Source organism: Caproicibacterium sp. XB2 (assembly GCF_044880635.1).
Classification (GTDB): domain Bacteria; phylum Bacillota; class Clostridia; order Oscillospirales; family Acutalibacteraceae; genus Caproicibacterium; species Caproicibacterium lactatifermentans.
In genome coordinates this window covers 840,151-857,996 of sequence record NZ_CP173227.1, presented here as the reverse complement: position 1 = coordinate 857,996, position 17,846 = coordinate 840,151, and the positions used below count along the sequence as shown (strand labels likewise).

The 17,846-nt window shown below is 49.3% G+C and carries 18 protein-coding genes; all 18 read right to left on the bottom strand.

The features are described 5' to 3' along the window. Nucleotides 1-2: 2 nt before the first annotated feature. The 18 genes from ACIHKT_RS04150 to ACIHKT_RS04065 all read right to left on the bottom strand — a co-directional run bounded on the left by ACIHKT_RS04150 (nt 3) and on the right by ACIHKT_RS04065 (nt 17,738). Nucleotides 3-1,520: an SPOCS domain-containing protein gene (locus ACIHKT_RS04150; protein ID WP_174193210.1), complete on the bottom strand. Its 1,518-nt coding sequence runs from the start codon at nt 1,518-1,520 to the stop codon at nt 3-5. Between the two features lie 287 nt (nt 1,521-1,807). Further along, nucleotides 1,808-1,975, bottom strand: coding sequence for a hypothetical protein (locus tag ACIHKT_RS04145; RefSeq protein WP_174193211.1), 168 nt, complete (start codon nt 1,973-1,975; stop codon nt 1,808-1,810). A gap of 68 nt (nt 1,976-2,043) precedes the next feature. After that, a complete protein-coding gene (locus ACIHKT_RS04140; RefSeq protein ID WP_086035677.1) occupies nt 2,044-2,691 on the bottom strand; it encodes a thiamine diphosphokinase in 648 nt (215 codons plus the stop codon). Next, entirely contained in the window at nt 2,676-3,563 is an 888-nt protein-coding gene (gene rsgA / locus ACIHKT_RS04135; RefSeq protein WP_086035676.1) for a ribosome small subunit-dependent GTPase A, read from the bottom strand. Before rsgA ends, ACIHKT_RS04140 begins: the two co-directional genes overlap by 16 nt. A 1-nt stretch (nt 3,564) precedes the next feature. After that, nucleotides 3,565-5,670, bottom strand: coding sequence for a Stk1 family PASTA domain-containing Ser/Thr kinase (gene pknB, locus ACIHKT_RS04130; RefSeq protein ID WP_404352823.1), 2,106 nt, complete (start codon nt 5,668-5,670; stop codon nt 3,565-3,567). Nucleotides 5,671-5,693: 23 nt separating this feature from the next. Further along, entirely contained in the window at nt 5,694-6,431 is a 738-nt protein-coding gene (locus ACIHKT_RS04125; protein ID WP_086035674.1) for a Stp1/IreP family PP2C-type Ser/Thr phosphatase, read from the bottom strand. Beyond that, nucleotides 6,424-7,509: a 23S rRNA (adenine(2503)-C(2))-methyltransferase RlmN gene (gene rlmN / locus ACIHKT_RS04120; RefSeq protein WP_404352821.1), complete on the bottom strand. Its 1,086-nt coding sequence runs from the start codon at nt 7,507-7,509 to the stop codon at nt 6,424-6,426. Before rlmN ends, ACIHKT_RS04125 begins: the two co-directional genes overlap by 8 nt. Further along, nucleotides 7,472-8,806 carry a 16S rRNA (cytosine(967)-C(5))-methyltransferase RsmB gene (rsmB, locus tag ACIHKT_RS04115; RefSeq protein ID WP_086035672.1) on the bottom strand — a complete coding sequence of 445 codons (1,335 nt, stop codon included), beginning with the start codon at nt 8,804-8,806 and terminating at the stop codon, nt 7,472-7,474. Before rsmB ends, rlmN begins: the two co-directional genes overlap by 38 nt. Beyond that, nucleotides 8,803-9,531 carry a zinc metallopeptidase gene (locus ACIHKT_RS04110; protein WP_338031338.1) on the bottom strand — a complete coding sequence of 243 codons (729 nt, stop codon included), beginning with the start codon at nt 9,529-9,531 and terminating at the stop codon, nt 8,803-8,805. Before ACIHKT_RS04110 ends, rsmB begins: the two co-directional genes overlap by 4 nt. Then, nucleotides 9,525-10,445 (bottom strand): methionyl-tRNA formyltransferase, encoded by a 921-nt coding sequence (fmt, locus tag ACIHKT_RS04105; RefSeq protein WP_086035670.1) that lies wholly within the window; start codon nt 10,443-10,445, stop codon nt 9,525-9,527. The genes ACIHKT_RS04110 and fmt overlap by 7 nt, the downstream gene beginning before the upstream one ends. 68 nt (nt 10,446-10,513) lie before the next feature. Continuing rightward, a complete protein-coding gene (def, locus tag ACIHKT_RS04100; protein WP_086035669.1) occupies nt 10,514-10,981 on the bottom strand; it encodes a peptide deformylase in 468 nt (155 codons plus the stop codon). Between the two features lie 99 nt (nt 10,982-11,080). Continuing rightward, nucleotides 11,081-13,531 carry a primosomal protein N' gene (gene priA, locus ACIHKT_RS04095; RefSeq protein ID WP_236858894.1) on the bottom strand — a complete coding sequence of 817 codons (2,451 nt, stop codon included), beginning with the start codon at nt 13,529-13,531 and terminating at the stop codon, nt 11,081-11,083. 22 nt (nt 13,532-13,553) lie between these two features. Then, complete coding sequence (locus ACIHKT_RS04090) at nt 13,554-13,889, bottom strand: DNA-directed RNA polymerase subunit omega (protein WP_086035667.1); 336 nt, start codon at nt 13,887-13,889, stop codon at nt 13,554-13,556. Further along, nucleotides 13,882-14,490 (bottom strand): guanylate kinase, encoded by a 609-nt coding sequence (gene gmk / locus ACIHKT_RS04085; protein WP_086035666.1) that lies wholly within the window; start codon nt 14,488-14,490, stop codon nt 13,882-13,884. Before gmk ends, ACIHKT_RS04090 begins: the two co-directional genes overlap by 8 nt. Beyond that, nucleotides 14,483-14,761 carry an extracellular matrix/biofilm regulator RemA gene (remA, locus tag ACIHKT_RS04080; RefSeq protein WP_086035665.1) on the bottom strand — a complete coding sequence of 93 codons (279 nt, stop codon included), beginning with the start codon at nt 14,759-14,761 and terminating at the stop codon, nt 14,483-14,485. Before remA ends, gmk begins: the two co-directional genes overlap by 8 nt. A 39-nt stretch (nt 14,762-14,800) precedes the next feature. After that, nucleotides 14,801-15,679, bottom strand: coding sequence for a YicC/YloC family endoribonuclease (locus ACIHKT_RS04075; protein ID WP_086035664.1), 879 nt, complete (start codon nt 15,677-15,679; stop codon nt 14,801-14,803). A 178-nt stretch (nt 15,680-15,857) separates the two neighbouring features. After that, nucleotides 15,858-16,634 (bottom strand): pseudouridine synthase, encoded by a 777-nt coding sequence (locus tag ACIHKT_RS04070; RefSeq protein WP_086035663.1) that lies wholly within the window; start codon nt 16,632-16,634, stop codon nt 15,858-15,860. A gap of 42 nt (nt 16,635-16,676) precedes the next feature. Then, the gene (locus ACIHKT_RS04065) at nt 16,677-17,738 is read right to left on the bottom strand and encodes a D-alanyl-D-alanine carboxypeptidase family protein (protein WP_157658925.1); all 1,062 of its coding nucleotides are present in this window, start codon (nt 17,736-17,738) and stop codon (nt 16,677-16,679) included. Nucleotides 17,739-17,846: the final 108 nt, after the last annotated feature.

Sequence of the window (17,846 nt, the reverse complement as noted above, 5' to 3'; positions counted from 1 at the left end):
CTTTACATAGGAATCAGCAGCATTCCCTGATTTTCCACAGTCTCACCGGCCAGGCCGTTCTCTTCCTGAATTGCCTGCACACTGGTGCAGTAATGGCGCGCGATGTCCCAAAGCTTTTCACCGGCGTCTGCGAAGTAAATGCACAAAGCTGCTGTATCCTGCTGTTTCGTATGCGCCGTGTCCTCTTCTATTTCTGTGATAAACTTAAAAGTCTGCAGGCCATATACCTCTGCTGTCAGCAGTATCTCGGCTTTTAAGTCCATTTCACCGCCTGCAAGATGATAGTTCAGGCTAAGTACACTGCCCTCCGCAGCACAGCGGGTATCGGTTTGTGTTTCGATTGGCTTGGTACAGGTAAATTCCGTAGAACGCTCAAAATAAAAGGGTGTATTGTCCTTATTCAGTGCCAACACACAAATGGGGAGTTTTCCCACAAACTTCAGCTCGCCATTTTCCACCGCCGCTGTCACCGTACACGGTTCACTCCACAAATCCAAAACTTTGGTCAGTCCATCGTCACACTGTACAGTAAACCGATGGGAACAAGTGTCGCTAACAATGCTGTTCAAACTTTCCAGTGTTTTTTGTTTGCGGGTAATATTCAGCTCATAAGTGCGGGAATACGCGTCAACCAACGCCGTGACAGTCTTCGGTGTAAAGCAGGTCACAGATGCCAAAAGATGCACATGTGTATCAAAAGCAGAGGATTCCCCACTATAATCTTCCTGTACCTGTATTTCAACACCGGAGACAGTCAGCTGTATGCGGCACGTCGTCTGTGCAGAAATGCCGTCGCAGTCCAGCAGCTGTGTAAACGGCATGACATATTCCATAAACTCCGGTTCCGCATTTTCGTTCCCAGAGGCATATAAAATATGCAAATGCACTTCACCTGCCGCCATTACCTGCCCCTCCATAGGCTCGGCCGACTTTAAAACGGCACAGGTATCCGTACGCAGAATGGTTTCTGCCGGGGTTTTCCCTGGTGTCAGCTCCAGTGTATCTTCAACAGTAAAGGGCTGCTGTGAAAAGCTGGAAAACATACTGCAGCTTAGTTCTTTGGTCTGTTGTTCCATATCTTTATCATCCGCAGAAGTGACAATTTCCATATCACTGCTTCCACAGACACGTGCACAGACAGAAAAAGCCCCATGAATATCCAAACGGCGCGGGCTTGTTGGACGACAGTTGATGTATTCCACCCGGGTAGATGTCAGAATGCGCGGCCGTTCGGACGGCTGCTTGAGGGTAATGGCCGTTAAATACGGACTTTCCGTTTCGTAGCATCGGACCGCTTTTCCTCCTGCATCCAGATAATACACCCGTACTGCACAGGTGCCCTCTACCTCCAGCCGATCGCCGGACACGCTGCGGGAAGTAATGCTTGGGCACACCTGACACTTCAGAATACGCTGTATATCCGGGCAGTAATCCGGCAGACTGATGTCCAGATCGATAGGCTGTTCCTGACAGCCGTCATAAATGACTTCGCTTGCAGAAAGCACCTCACGGTTAAGCATATTGATAATCTCTCCTTTTCCTTTTCTGGCACATCATATTCCAAAAGTGCCTGTAATATGCCTGCCAGCAGCAGAGGAAAGACAGGAAACTGCAAAAAGGTCTGACATCTGTTTAGAAAACAGATGTCAGACCTTTTTAAATACTGTGCAGATTCAAATATCCGTATACGCGCCCACTCAGCGTTGGGAATCTGGTTTTTCCTTCTGAATATGGAACCATTTCCTCAGGAAAAAGCTGAGTACCTTTGAACTGTGTACCACTACGATTTTCACAGAAAATCCCCCCATTAACCACAGCGCCGGGTAAGCGAGATACCTAGGCAGACCAGCAGAACCGCCACAATAAAGAGAATCAGCCCTATCGGGCAGAAGGTGGAAAGCATCAGTCCTACGCCAAACGCAACCGCGCAGGGAACTCCTTTCCCTTTCATGCACTGCTGAAAATGTCCACGCATCGGCTCACCGCCTTTACTGGTTGATAACCCAGTATATACGCTGACGGAATTATCTGTGCATCTTTCGTTTAATTTTTTTCGCCGCTAAGTACATAAATAATGACATTGCCGCCAAGGACGGTAATAGTTGCATCGTCACTTTCAATAATGTTGCTGGTACCAATGGGGTTGTCGGAAGTCATAACGCTTTCTGTCAACGGGTACTTCATACCAGTATAGGAAACTGTAGCATTCGGTGCACCGAAAGGATAGACAGAAGCTGTGCTTCCCTTCATCCCCCGCAAGTGCAGCCGTCCACCCGGCATGAAGAAAAGCTTTTCATTGTCCGACACCATGACTCCATGGCCACCCAAGTTGCTGATGTACTGCAGGACCGCAGCATTGGCATACGAATGGTCAAACCGACCGCCCAGTGCGCCAAACAAGATAAAATCCTTATACCCACGATGCAGGCCCTCTTTAACTGCAGAAAGAGTATCGGTATCGTCCTTCTCACGCATCAGACGAACGGTTTCCACGCCCGCCGGTGGCTGCGCCTTTATAGAGTCAAAATCGCCAATCAGCAGATTCGGCTTAATCTTGGCTGCAAGCGCAGTATCCAAACCGCCGTCTGCACAAATAACAAAGGAATCCTCTACATGATATTCCCGAAAAATTGACAAGTTTTTTACTGGAGCAGAGCCAATGACGATACATTGATTCATTTTTGATTCCATTCCTTTCTATCCTTTAATTCCTGATAGATTGCGGCATAGCTGTCATGGCGCGAACGGGGTATTTCTCCGTTCCGCACCGCGCTAAGAACAGCGCAGCCTTTTTCACAGATATGCGAACATCCCTGAAACTGACAATGCCCAAGGTGGGGTGCAAATTCCCGAAAACAGTACTGCAGCTCATCTTTCTGAAAAGCGTGGTACCGTTCGGTACAGATTGAGGAAAAACCCGGCGTATCTGCCACCAGTCCACCTTCCGGAAGATGAAGCAGTTCTACTTGACGCGTCGTATGCCTCCCGCGCCCCAGCTTGTGACTAATTTCGCCGGTTGCTAAAGACAGCTCCGGATACAGTGCATTGAGCAAAGAAGATTTGCCTGCACCGGTATTGCCCGTCAGCACTGTTATTTTGCCTTTCAGAAAGGGGCGGATTGCCTCTACTCCACTATTAGTCGCGGAAGAAATGGAAAAGCACCGGAAACCAGCCTGCCGATAAATATCGCAGAGCCAGTCGCCGCTTTCCAAATCAGTTTTAGAAACGGCAACAGCAGGTTCAATCTGCTGTTGTTCCGCCGCCGCAATCAGCTTGTCGATAATCAGCGTACTGGGTGTTGGGTCACATACTGACACCACTATCAGTAATTGGTCGATATTTGCAACCGGTGGGCGTACCAAAAAATTTCGCCGTGGCAGCAGCTCTTCAATATAGCCGCTTCCGCTTTCCGGACGAAACCGGACATGGTCTCCCACCACTGGCTTCTCGCCGGTTTTGCGGAAGCGCCCACATGCGCGGCACTCTGTTTCTATGCCTGCAGGCGTTTCCACCTGATAAAATCCGCTGAGACTCTTTAAAATGACACCTTCACACATTTCCATATTATTTTTTCACCGCCGATGAAGAGGAAGAATTCTCTCCACTGGAAAACGATGAAGAGGTAGAGGAGGAAGACTGATTGGAAGAAGAAGAGGAGGAAGACTGACTGCTTTGTGAAACATCACTGCTGCTCACCGCTGAAGAAGAAACCTGCTGATCCTGGTAGTCTCCACGCCATGTAACCTCCCAATTACCCATATCAAAGTTCAGCCGATACTTAATATATTTTTGCCCATCCAACTCTACCAGCAGTTCCTTTATCCCACTGCTGTCTGTAAAGCGGCCCGTCCAAGTATTATTAGAAGCCGGATTAACCGTTTCGCTTCCCTGTTGAATGCCGTCCAGATAATAGGATAAATCAACACTATGGGAAACATTGGTCGGCAGCTGAACAACGACCTTTACCTCTTTTTCATTCTTTCCAGAACTATAGTTAACTGTTATCGTATCGCCCTTTTTCGCAGTATTCCCTGCACCCGGAGAAGTAGAAGTAACATAATAAGCTTCTCTGTTTGTATTATCATGAGCAACCGCCGACACATGGAAGCCAGCACTTTCTAATGTCTTTTTGGCCTCACTTAAGGTCTTTCCCACAACATCAGGAATCGTCATGGAGCCGGGGCCCGTGCTGATATAAACCGTAATGGTTTTCCCTTTTTCAACGCTGGACCCTGCCGCAGGACTGGTAGAAATTGCATTCCCAATATCGACCGTATCACTGGAGTGATTCTGGAAAGAGGCCAGCAGACCGCTTTCTTTCAGAGTCTGTTCAGCCGCTGCTCTTGTCTGGTTAGATACATCCGGGACGACAGCGGAATCGACACTTTTCACAACAGAAAGCGAAACTTTGGAACCAGGTGTTACCATTGTACCATTTTGGGGGTCTTGGGCTGTAATAGTGCCGGCATCCTTGCTGTTGTCTGTTACATATTTAATATCGAACTGAAAATTGTTTGGATTGTTCGCCTGTACGGTAGAAAGCGTTTTCCCAACAAAATTATCCAGGGCAATTTTCGCCTGTGAATGCATTGCACCAGAAAGAACCAGAATAGCCGCTACAATCAAAAACGCTGCGATAATTCCGGTTGCAATAATGGGAGCCTTACTGCGCGTTTTTGTACGAGTTTGTGTTTCATCCGGATGATTGTCGGCATTCCCATCCTCTGTATAAACAAAATCGTCGTTATATCCATGTTGTGGATTGATTTCAGTCGTATCTGTATCCAAATAATGCGTTGGTTTATCATTATTGGAATAATACTGATAGTGGAACCGTACTCCCGGGTCCTGTTCAAAAGTACTGATGTCCCGCAGCATCTGTGCGGCAGACTGATAGCGCTGCATTGGGTCTTTCTGCATTGCTTTCAAAGTGATTTCCTGCAGGCCCATCGGAATGTCCGGATTGATTTCCCGCGGCGGGCGCGGGTCCGTCTGCAACTGCATAATAGCGACAGAAACCGCATTTTCCGCCTCAAACGGAAGCTGTCCGGTCGTCATCTCATACAGCATGACACCTACAGAATAGATATCCGCTTTTTCGTCTGTAAGGTCACCGCGGGCCTGTTCCGGTGCAATATAGTGAACGGACCCAATTGCTTTATCCGTCATAGTACGCGTTTCACTGCGGGCAAAGCGTGCTATTCCAAAGTCAGTGACTTTGATATGTCCATTTGGCAGGACCATAATATTCTGCGGTTTAATGTCGCGGTGGACAATTCCGCGCTCATGTGCATGCTGTAGAGCCTGCAAAATTTCCATAGTGAAGTGCAGTGCCTTATGCCAGTCCACATTGGGCTGCTGGTCCAGGTACTGTTTTAGCGTAGTTCCATCAATATATTCTTCAACAATATACTGAATCTGGTCACCAAAACTGACGTCATATACTTTTACAATATTGGGGTGCGAAAGCAGCGCAATCGCTTTGCTCTCATTTTTAAAACGCCGAATGAATTCTGCGTTGTGTAGGTACTCGTCCTTTAAAATTTTGATGGCAACTGTACGCTCATCCAGCGTGTCGTATGCACGGTATACCAGTGCCATACCGCCCATACCGACCAGTTCATGGATTTCATACCGTCCATCAAGGCGTTTCCCAGTATATTTGTCCATTTACCGAAAGCACCTCCTGCGCGTCAGTTTTCGATAACAGCAACAGTAATATTATCACTGCCGCCGCTTTCTTTTGCTGCGCTGACCAACTTTTCAGCAAGCTGCTGTCCCGTATACTGCTGAGAAAAAGTATAGAGGTCCTCTTTTTCTAGGTAATTGGACAACCCGTCTGTACACAGAATAAGCAGACTTCTCCCCTCAAAGGGGACCTCGTTGTAGTCGACCAGTACAGAGGGCTCTATCCCCAGCGCACGCGTAATAATATTCTTTTGCGGGTGTACTTTTGCCTGTTGCTCTGTCAAATCACCGCTGTCTACAAGCTCCTGAACCATAGAATGGTCCGTAGTAATCTGCTTAGCTTCATCCGGTGTTACCAAATAGGCACGGCTGTCACCAGCGTGCGCAATACGTGCAACGCCATCACATACAATCGCCGAAACAACGGTAGTACCCATTCCCTTCAGCTCTTCATCTTCACGGGAACGGTCATAAACAGCTGTGTTGGCTTTATAAATAGCCGAAACCATCAACTCTCGTATTGCATCGTCATTATGGGACTGATTTTCCCGAAAAAAAGCATGGTATTGGCGCATCATGGCCTCTACTGCAACACTGCTTGCAATATTGCCGCCATTGACGCCTCCCATTCCGTCACAGACCACAGCCCACGCAATTCCGCTGGTAGTCAGGCCGCTTTTGCAGGCATCCTGATTTGACTGACGGACCAAACCAATATCTGTTTTATGACATACTTTAAACATGGGACACCTCTTCTTGTCTTCTGCGTCGAAGCTGTCCGCAGGAGGCGTTGATATCTGAACCCAAGGTTCGCCGCACGGTGGCGGTGATGCCGTGATGTTCCAAAATAGAGATAAAATGCTGCTGTTTTTCCAGAGGGCTTTTGCGGTAACCCGTTCCTGCTACACTGTTCACAGGAATAAGATTGACATGGCAAAGTGTTCCTTCCAGCCTTTCCGCCAGCTCTTTTGCACAGGCTTCACTGTCGTTGATACCTGAAATCATTGCATACTCATAAGAAACCCGCCTGCCTGTTACCTTTTCATAGTAGCGACATGCCTTTAAAAGTTCTTCTATCGAATATTTGCGGCTAATTGGCATGGTTTGGCTGCGAATCTGGTCATTTGGTGCATGCAGGGAAACCGACAGTGTCAATTGGTAGCGATGCTCCGCGAGGTCATAAATGCGGTCAACTAAGCCGCAAGTGGAAAGTGAAATATGGCGCATACCTATGTTCATGCCATCTATATTTGTTATTAATTCCAAAAAGCGCAGAACATTCTCATAATTGTCCAAAGGTTCTCCCATTCCCATTAAGACAATATTAGAAATGCGGACACCGCCGTCACGCTGAGCAGCCTGCACCTCGGCGACCATTTCTCCCGCTGTCATATTGCGGGAAAAACCACTTTTGCCAGTTGCACAGAAGGTGCAGTTCATCCGGCATCCAACCTGTGTGGAAATACAAATAGTGCGCCCATGATGATAGTCCATGAGAACCGCTTCCACCAATTCACCATCATTCAGCTGAAAAAGGTACTTGCGGGTGCCGTCGATTTTAGAAACCAGCCGCTGTGCAATTTCGGCATTCGCTATGTAATACCGCTGTGCCAGTGCTTCCCGCAGTGCTTTGCTGACATTGGTCATTTCCGAAAATTTTTGAATCCCATTTTTCTGCAGCCAGGAAAACACCTGCTTTGCACGGTAGGAAGGCTGCCCTAAATCTGATAAAACCCGTGACAGTTCCTGCTGATTTTTTGAACGAATATCTTCTGGCTCCAACTTATGCTTCCTTCCTGAATACGCTGATAAAGAATCCATCTGTATGATTGGTCTGCGGAAACAGTGTCAGCTGATTGTCCGGTTCTGAAATTGTACGCAAAACGCCTTTTGACAGACACAGTGACACACCCCTAAAGTCAAGATGCTCCCGCAGAAAGCGGCCAGCGTTCCCGCCGTTTTCCATAGGATTTAAGGTACAGGTGGAATACAGTAAAGTACCTCCCTGACGCACAAGCGCTGCGGACTTACACAGAATACGGTACTGCAAATCTGGCAGGCTGTCAATAGTTTCCCTTGATTTATAACGGATTTCGGGCTTCCTGCGCAAAATTCCATAGCCGGAACATGGTACATCACACAATACCCGGTCCGCTGGCGGCAAAGGAGTGCAATCCCCCACGGCGTCCCGCATGGCAGCTGTCACACAGCAAATTCCCAGCCGGTCGGCCCCTTTACGTATCAGCCCGACTTTTCCGCGGTATTGGTCAAACGCGTGAATCTCGCCGGTATCCCGCATCAGCTGCGCAATGGTAAATGTTTTGCCTCCGGGAGCTGCACATACATCATAAATATGTTCCCCCGGCTGTGCCCCCAGAAGGTGGCAGCACAGCTGACTCGCCAAGTCCTGTATATGGAAAAGCCCCTTTTGAAAACATCCATTCTGTGCAATAGAACCTGTGTGTGTCAATTCCAGTGCATCTGGCAGCCACGAAATTTTCTTTGCAGTAATACCTTCTTCCTGCAGGGCATCTATCAGCGCATCACTGCTGGTTTTCAAGGTGTTCACCCGCGCGTATAGAGGCGGGCGGGAAAAGCTGTCCTGCAGCATGGCTTCTACAGTAGCTGTGCCATATGTCTTCTCCCATCGCTCTATCAGCCATTCCGGACAAGAATAACGGACGGACATTTGCTGCAGGCGGCTGCCCTGCTGCGGCGGAAATGGTGTTTTTTCTTTTTGACGCAGCAGGTTTCGCAGCAATCCATTGACAAACCCGGCCGCTTTTTCTTTACCGGCTTCCTTTGTCAGGAAAACCGCTTCATTGACTGCTGCACTGTCTGGAATACGGTCCATATAATAAATTTGATAGGCCGCCATGCGCAGAATATCTTTGACCGCTATATTCAGTTTATCTTTCGGGTTTCGCAGATACGGCCGTAGGGCAGCATCCAATGTGATGCGGCGTTCCAACGTCCCATAGAACAAAGCGGACGTCAGTGCTTTGTCACGCGGCGCAAGCTCCGAAGAACGCAGCGCTTTGTCCAGCACTAAGTTGGAATACCCCTCATTTTCATCTACGCGCAAAAGTGCTTTCAGTGCAACTTCCCGTGCATTCAATTATCATCGCTCCTCCGGCCACTGGCAATCATCAGCAGCCTGACAAGCTGCAGCAGTGCTGTAAAAGATGCCGCAACATAGGTCATAGCGGCTGCAGAAAGTACCTTTCTGGCCCCATTTAATTCATCTGATGTTAAAAGATTTGTTTCGTCAAGGGAACGCAGTGCGCGAGCACTCGCGTTAAACTCCACCGGCAGTGTCACCAACTGAAAAAGCACTGCTATACTGAACAGAAGGATGCCCAAGTTGACGACAAAACTGTACTGGACCGGTAAAATCAGCCCAATAAAAATAAGCGGAAAAGAAAGACGGGATGCAAACTGTGTTGCCGGTACAATCGCTGTACGAATGCGGTTCGGCAGATATCCCTGTGCTGTCTGTATGCTGTGACCTGCCTCATGGGCAGCTACACCGACTGCACTAATGGAAGCACTGTCATATACGTCCTGCGAAAGGCTGATAGTATTGTTGCGCGGGTCAAAGTTATCCGTAAGGCTGCCGCCGATGCGGCGAATCTGCAGTCCCCTGACACCTCCGTAATAAGCAACCGTTTCAGCTGCCTGTGCACCAGTACAGCCACGCAGGCAGTGCACCCTGCTGTACCGACGAAAGGTAGACTGTACTTTCATCTGTGCAAAAGCAGTCAGCAAAATTGCTGGCAGCATCCATAAAAAATAAGTGTAATTATAGTAGTAAAAACCCATCGGCATTTCTCCTTTCAGCAAGGCAGCACAGCACCCTCCGGCACAGGATGTCCCCGCAGAAAATCAACAGCAGACATACGCTTTTTGCCTGCCAGCTGTACCTCTGTTACCTGCAGCGCCGTCCCCTCTCCACAGCAGACGGTCAAATCGCTGTCCACGGTGCCGGGCTGCTGGCCCGCCTGTTTTGGTTTCACAACACGAGCAGCAAGAATTTTCAGCTGTCGGCCGCCATAAGTGGTAGAGGCTGTTGGCCACGGATTCAACCCGCAAATCCAGCTGTGAATCTGGCTGGCTGTGTGGCTCCAGTCAATCGGACTCATGGATTTGTCCAGCATGGAAGCATAAGCTGTAGTTGCTTTTCCCTGCGGGCGAGGCTGAATAGCATCTAGTTCTGCCAGTGTGCGCACTAAAAGATGCGCCCCCAGCGCTGATAGACGGTCATGCAGCTGCCCCGCGGTTTCTTCCGCCCCGATTGGCGTTTTTTCCTGCAAAAGAATATCGCCGGTGTCCAGCCCCTCTGCCATATACATGGTTGTCACACCGGTTTCCTTATCTCCATTCAGCACAGACCACTGAATGGGCGCTGCCCCACGGTAAGCCGGCAGCAACGATGCATGCACATTGATACATCCCTTTGGCGGAATCTCTAATATTTCTTTAGGCAGAAGTTTTCCGTAAGCAACCACAAGCACTGCCTCTGGTGCCAGCTGCCGCAGCTGCGCTGCCGCTTCCGGTGTACGCAGTGTTTTCGGCTGAAAAACCGGAATACCGGATTTTTGCGCCAGAACCTTCACCGGCGGCGGTGTCAGGGTATATTTGCGACCTTTCGGCTTATCCGGCTGTGTATATACGCCGCACACTGTATGTCCAGCATCCAGCAGTGCCTGCAGACAGGGCACCGCAAAATCCGGTGTCCCCATAAAAACCAAACGCATTTTGTTCACCAATCCTGATAGGAGTTTATTTCCGTTTCGATAAAATATACATTACTGGGACATTCATTTCATTTTTTCAGTTCTTCATCTGTCAGGAAATGTTCAACATGTGAAAGGAACACAATGCCGTTCAGGTGGTCAATCTCGTGACAACAGGCAAGTGCAAGCATTTCTGTGCCGTCCAATTCAAAGAAAGTGCCATCACGGCGCTGTGCACGTACTTTGACATGATTCGGACGATGTGTAACGCCCCAGCGGTTTGGGAAAGACAGGCAGCCTTCTACACACTGCTGTTCCCCTTCCTGCAACAGGAATTCCGGGTTAATCAGTTCTACACGTCCGTCACCGACATCAATGACCACAATGCGGCGCAGAATGCCTACCTGTGGTGCAGCCAGGCCAACGCCGTTTGCACGTTTCATGGTTTCATACATATCATCCAAAATCTGGCCTAGGTGATCATCGAATTTTTCCACCGGACGGCAGACAGTCTTTAAACAAGGGTCATTTCCTGTACGAATATTACGAATTGCCATTGCAATTCCTCCTTATGTTTTTAATTTCAGCAGGACTTTATCAATATCAATAAGATTATAAACGGAATTCATTTCTTTTTTATGAATAAAACCGCACATCTACAGAATGCTGTCCGGATTGATGTCCGCAAAAGCGGTAACCCCTTTGGTATCTTTCCGTTTGGAAAAGGCAACCAACAAACATGCGATCATTTTCCGGAACAAAAGGCTGTTCCGGCACTTTATCAGAAGCTTATAGCGGTACCGCCCATCCATACGGACAATACGTGCCGGAGAAGGACGCAACACCCGAAGCGGCAGCTTCCCATATTCACTGGCCGCCAGCTTTCGCAGCATCTGCAGAAAAATACTGCTGCCGCCGCGGACGCGCGCTTCCTCACTTCCGACAAAACCGACCACACACAAATCGGCAAACGGTGGATACAGCATCCATTTGCGCAGCGGCAGCTCCTGTTCATAAAAAGCGGGGTAATCCTGTTTGGCTGCCAGCGCAAATACTGGATTTTCCGGTGTATAGGTCTGCAGATACGCTCTGCCGTGCAGACGGCCCCGGCCAGCTCGTCCAACAACCTGCGTCAGTAAATCAAATGTCCGCTCAGAACTGCGAAAATCGTCATTGTACAGGGAGCCATCCGCATTCAGTACACCGACCACCGTCACGTTTTCAAAATCAAGGCCTTTTGCGACCATTTGGGTTCCAATCATAAGGTTGTACTTGCCGTTTGCAAAGGCATGCAGCTTGTCCTCATATGCATAACGAGACATGGCTGCATCCGCATCCATACGCAGAACACGCGCTTGCGGCAGAAGCTTTTTCAGTTCTTCTTCCGCTTTTTGTGTGCCGGAGCCGCGATACTGCAAATGCGTTCCGTGACAGGCCGGACATTCCATCGTCATAGGGACAGAATAACCACAGTAGTGGCACATCAGACGATGGTTGGCCGCATGGTAAGTCAAGGAAATGCTGCAGTTGGGGCACGTCATTACATGACCGCAGTCCGGACAGACCACAAAGGTATGATACCCGCGGCGATTCAGCAGCAAAATGGCCTGCTGTCCATCGCACAGTGTCTCCTGCACAGCTTCCAAAAGCGGGCGGCTTAAAATAGAAACATTGCCGTTCTGCAGTTCTGCATTCATATCACAGACATGTACTTCCGGCATCTGTGCCGGACCATAGCGTTCCGGAAGAATCTCTAAATCTATTTTTCCCGTTTTCGCCGCATAATAAGTTTCTACACTGGGCGTTGCAGAAGTCAGCAACAAAAGTGCATGATGGTACCGGCACCGAAACCACGCCACTTCTTTTGCATGATAACGTGGGGAACTTTCCGACTGATAAGCAGATTCCTGTTCTTCGTCCACAACAATAAGTCCAATATGGTCTAATGGCGCAAAAACCGCAGAGCGCGTGCCAACAACCACCGTGGCTTCCCCCCTGCGCACACGTTTCCACTCGTCCATACGTTCACCGACAGAAAGGCCACTGTGAAAAACAGCCATTTTCTTTCCATAACGCTGCCGAAAAATGCGAACCATCTGCGGTGTCAGGGAAATTTCCGGCACCATTAGCAGTGCCGTACGGCCCGCCTCTAAGGCTTTGTCTATCAGGCAGAGATACACGCTGGTTTTCCCACTGCCTGTCACACCGTACAAAAGCGCGGCTGACGCATCTCCTTTGCAGGAAAGCTGATATAGGTGTGTAAAGGCTGTTTCCTGTGCGGGGGAAAGATGAATCGGCGTTTGTTCACCTGCTGCAATTCCATTTTTCGAATATGGAATGCGATATTGCTCCTGCTCGTATGTTTCACAAACGCCGTGAGCTTCCATGTTCTCAATAACGACCGGTGTAACACCTGTAAAATAACAAATTTCTTTGACAGACGCGCACCCGACGTCCTGCAAGACCTTAAAAACTTCCTTCTGCCGCGGTGTAAGGCGAAACTGTTGCGGCAGCTCGGCACACAGCCGTACCATCTTCTTGAAAGCGTCTCCCATGCGGCGAACCGGATTGCGTGTACAGGACAAAATGCCCGCTTCACACAAACGGTCGGGCACATTGGAATCCGGCGGCAAGCCCGCACATTTCAGCAGCTTTTTTCGTTCAACTGCCGCATGATTTGCAAGCTGTGCGACTACAATCTGTTCGTCCGGCAAAAGGCGCTGCACCTCTGCCGGACGAACGTCTGGTGCCAGTGTATAAAAACGGCGCAGCTGGTAGGTAAGTCCTACAGGCAGCAGCAATCGTACCGCTTCAAACAGTGTACAAAAGCAGCGCTGTTTCAGCCACGGTACCAAAAAAAGCATTTCATGCGAAAGAAGCGGTGCTTCATCCAGCACCGCTCTTATATATTTCAGCTTTTTGCCGCTGTCCAATTCCTCGGCGGAGGACAGAATCATGCCCTGGCGCAGGCGGCTGCCTGCGCCAAAAGGGACCAAGACGCGGCACCCTGGCACTGCCTGGCCGGTAAGAGAGTCCGGCACTGCATAGTCAAAGTCTTTATCAAAATGATACACTGTTTTTTCCACAGCGACTTTGACAACCTGCATTTGCCTTATCTCCCTCTTACTTCTATTCTTCAGGCTGTTCTGCGTTTTCCTCGTTCCACGCTTCGGAGCTCACCTTTGCATTTTCTTCAGCCGCGGCGATTTCAGCATTGCGCTGTTCTTCCAGCTGCTGCACCTTTGCCTCGTCCGCTTCTTCATCCTCATTGCGGTTGGATTCCACAATATGATATTTATGCTCTGTCAGTTCCTGAACAGCTATTTCGACCGGCTGCTCATCCAAAACGATGTGGTTTTTTTCCGCTTCTTCTGCAATTTCACGAGCACGCTTGGAAACGCCCACGCATAGTGCATAACGGCTCTGGCCCGGTTCTGTCAAAAGATCTGCAATCGGTTTAATCATGATTCAGCACCCTTTCTATCAGCGCCTGATTCCGGCTTGTTTTGTGTTTTTCTGCAGTGACGATTGCTGCAAGGTTCTCCGCCGCTTTTTCTACGGTATCATTTACCACCGCATAATCGTACTCTGCAGCCTTTGGAATTTCCCGTCTGGCTGCTGTCAAACGGTTTTCCACAACTTCTTCTGCTTCCGTTTCACGGCCCCTCAGACGCTCTCCCAGTACTTGAATGGATGGCGGCAGAATAAAGACACCGACGCTTTCCGGCAGCAGACGGCGAATCTGTGCACCGCCCTGCACCTCTATGTCCAGAAAAACGTCTTTGCCGTCTTTCAGGGCTTTTTCAATCGGTGCACGCGGTGTTCCGTAACAGTTACCACAGTACTCCGCACTTTCCAACAACTCATTATTCTGCTTCATCTGCATAAATTTTTCTCTGGATACAAAATAATACTCACGGCCGTCCTGCTCACCCGGACGGGGCTTGCGCGTAGTAGCAGAAACTGAGAATTGGGCTTCCGGGTGCTTTGCAAAGTAGGCGCTTAAAACCGTACCCTTTCCTGTTCCGGAAGGACCGGAAAAAACGATCAGCAGTCCTTTACTCATTGTTTTCACCCAGCTCCTCTTCATCCATATCGTTCTCTTTGCAGTTCAGCCGGTTTGCAACTGTTTCCGGCTGAACTGCAGACAAAATGACATGCTCGCTGTCCATAATAATCACTGCACGCGTGCGGCGGCCGTAAGTCGCATCAATCAGCGTACCCCGTTCTTTTGCGTCCTGAATAATGCGCTTGATAGGCGCAGACTCCGGACTGACAATAGCGACCAGACGGTTTGCGGAAACCATGTTTCCAAAACCGATATTGATCAACCTCATAAAGTCTTTATTCCCCCTGTTTTTCAGGATAGAAAATATTTATTCAATATTCTGAATCTGTTCCCGGATTTTTTCAATTTCCGCCTTGATGTCCACCACCAGATAGGCGATTTGTGTATCAGTGCACTTGGAACCGATGGTATTGGCTTCCCGGTTCATTTCCTGCACCAGAAAATCCAGCTTGCGGCCTACTGGACCGTCAGATTCCAGCATAGCACAAAACTGAGAAAGGTGACTGCGCAGCCGAACGGTTTCTTCATCCACCGCGACTTTGTCAGCAAAAATAGCCGCTTCCGTCACGATGCGCTGCTCGTCAACCGTCTGGTCCTGCAGCACTTCCTGCAAACGCGCCTGCAGTCGTCTGCGATATGCTTCCACTGTCTCCGGCGAACGCTGTTCAACTTTCTCCACTATTTTCAGAATGTCGTGTGCACGTGAAGCAACATCCTCTTTCATCTTTTGGCCCTCTGCTAAACGCATTTGTGCAAAAGAATCCATCGCATGGTCCAGCGTTTTCTGAACATCTGTCCAAACTTCCTCTTCATTTTCCGGCTCATGAAAGACTGTAAAAATGCCATCAAAATGTGCGAGGTCCGAGACCGAAAGGTCATTTTTTAGGCCATAGGTGCTGCAAAGGTCTTTCATCGCGGCAATATACCCTGCAGCAACGCCGTGATTGACGGAAATCTGTACATTTGCGTCCTCTACCGGCTCTATCAGCACCATAGCATCCACTTTGCCGCGGGAAATGCGGCTTTGCAGATAAGTACGAATTCTATCCTCCAAAAAGCCATATCCACGGCTAATGCGTGCGGAAAATTCAAAATAGCGGTGATTGACTGACTTTACTTCTGCTTGAATATGCCGACCATTGATAATAGCTTCATATCTTCCATAGCCGGTCATGCTCTTTATCAAAAAACCATCTCGTTTTCTTTATTCACTTCTGTTCACATACTTTATTATTGTATCAGATAAGTCCCCCGCTTGTCAATAAAAGGCCGTCTGGGAGGTCATTTTATCGCATAAACAGAAAAACAAATGTACCTGTTGGATGGTTTTTGCATATGCCGCTTTTTGAAAGGATACATCTGGTTCAGCGCCTGCTGTTATGGGGACGCGGCGCAGAAGTACTGTCGGACTGCCTGTCCGCCTTTGCCGCCGCATTCAGCTGATTTATTTCCTGTGCTGTTAATTCCCGATAATCACCCGGCTGAAGCATTCCCAAACGCAGCGGACCAATCGCCGTGCGCTTTAGACGCGCTACCTCCAGCCCCAATGCTTCGCACATCTTGCGGATTTGCCGGTTGCGCCCTTCATGCAGGATGATTTCCAGTACGACGCGCCCCTGCTCCTGCTTTAGGACGCGCACCTGTGCCGGCGCCGTACGGCGGCCGTCAATAACGATTCCAACGGCCATCTGTGTCAGCTGTTCCTCAGTAATGCTGGGATGAACCGTAACACGGTACGTTTTCGGCACATGACGGGAGGGATGCGTCATAGCATTTGCAAAAGCACCGTCGTTGGTCATCAGGAGCAATCCTTCGCTTTCCCGATCCAGCCGGCCGACCGGATAAACACGTTCCGGAATATCTTTGACCAAATCAGCAACGCATTTTCTTCCCTTTTCGTCCGACATGGTTGTAATAAAGCCGCGCGGCTTGTGAAGCAGCAAATAAACATTCGGTGTGTGCGTCTTTAGAAGCCGGCCCTTAACCGTAATTTTGTCGTGTTTTGGGTCCGCTTTGTCGCCCACCTGCACCGGCTGGTCATTTACCCGTACATCACCGGCGGCGATCATTTCCTCCGCTTTTCTGCGGGAAGCAACGCCTGCGTCCGCCAGTATTTTCTGCAGTCTGATTTTTTCTGCCATTTTTCATCCTCGTTTTATCTATAAAATTCAATTCATCAGTTTTTAGGAAGCAAATAGGGACTCTGCCAAGGAACTAAAGAAAGAGCAGATTTTTTGCCAAACGCTGCTTTCCTGTGGTGGTGCGGCAGATTCTTTCTGGGCTGTCAATACGGTTTGGGCTACTACTTTGCCCCCATAGCAGTACTGAACAGTGCCAACCGGTTCCTCTTTATCCAATGGTGCATACAAGAAATGAGGGAGCTGTACGCTGCGGTTCAAATTGGCATCTTTGGGGATAACGACTGTGCTGCCCGCCATGCCATGGACCTGCACTGCTTCCTTACTTCCGCCTACCAGCGGCAATGAAACAGAGTAGGCACTGTCATCAATTGGGACCGATCTCAGCTGCGAAAATCCATAATCAAGCATAATCTGATGGTCTTTCCAGTCATCCGGTGCGGAAAGTGTAACAGCCACCAATCGAACGCCATTGCGCTGTGCACAGCTGACAAAGCAGCGGCCTGCTTTCTTCGTAAAGCCTGTTTTCACTCCTATGCAGCCATTATACATAGACAATAGCTTGTTGTGATTGGTAAACGTCTGTGTACAGTCAGGCTGCACAAAATGCACCTGTATGGTTTTCTGCGCTGTAATCGCCGCAAATGATGCATTCTTCATCGCTGCACAAGCAAGTTTTGCCATATCCTCTGCAGTGGAATAATGCTGGCTGTCATCCAACCCAGAAGGGGTAGCGAAATGCGTATTGGTCATTTTCAGCTCTTGTGCACGCTGATTCATTTTTTGTACAAATGCTGCTGGGCTGCCAGCCAACGCATAGGCCGCTGCTGTGGCGGCGTCGTTGCCGGAAGTGCTGAGCATACCGGCCGCCAGTCCACTGAGAGAAAGACGGTCACCTGCGCGCAACCCCATGGAGGAGCCCTCCACCCGTACCATATCGGCTGTAATGTCAACCACACGGTCCTTGCAGGCAGCTGTTTCCAGTGTCAGCAGTGCCGTCATAATCTTTGTCGTACTGGCCATGGGACGTTTCTGTGCGGCATTTTTGGCCCACAGCACACTGCCATCATCCGCATTGACCAAAATGGCCGACTGCGCTGAAACCACTGGAACAGCGTCCGCTGTTTTGGCTGAGCAGACAACAGCGGTCCCACAAAAAATACAGAGTGCAAGAAAAAATGCTGCCCATTTTTTCCCGTCTTTTTTTATGTAACG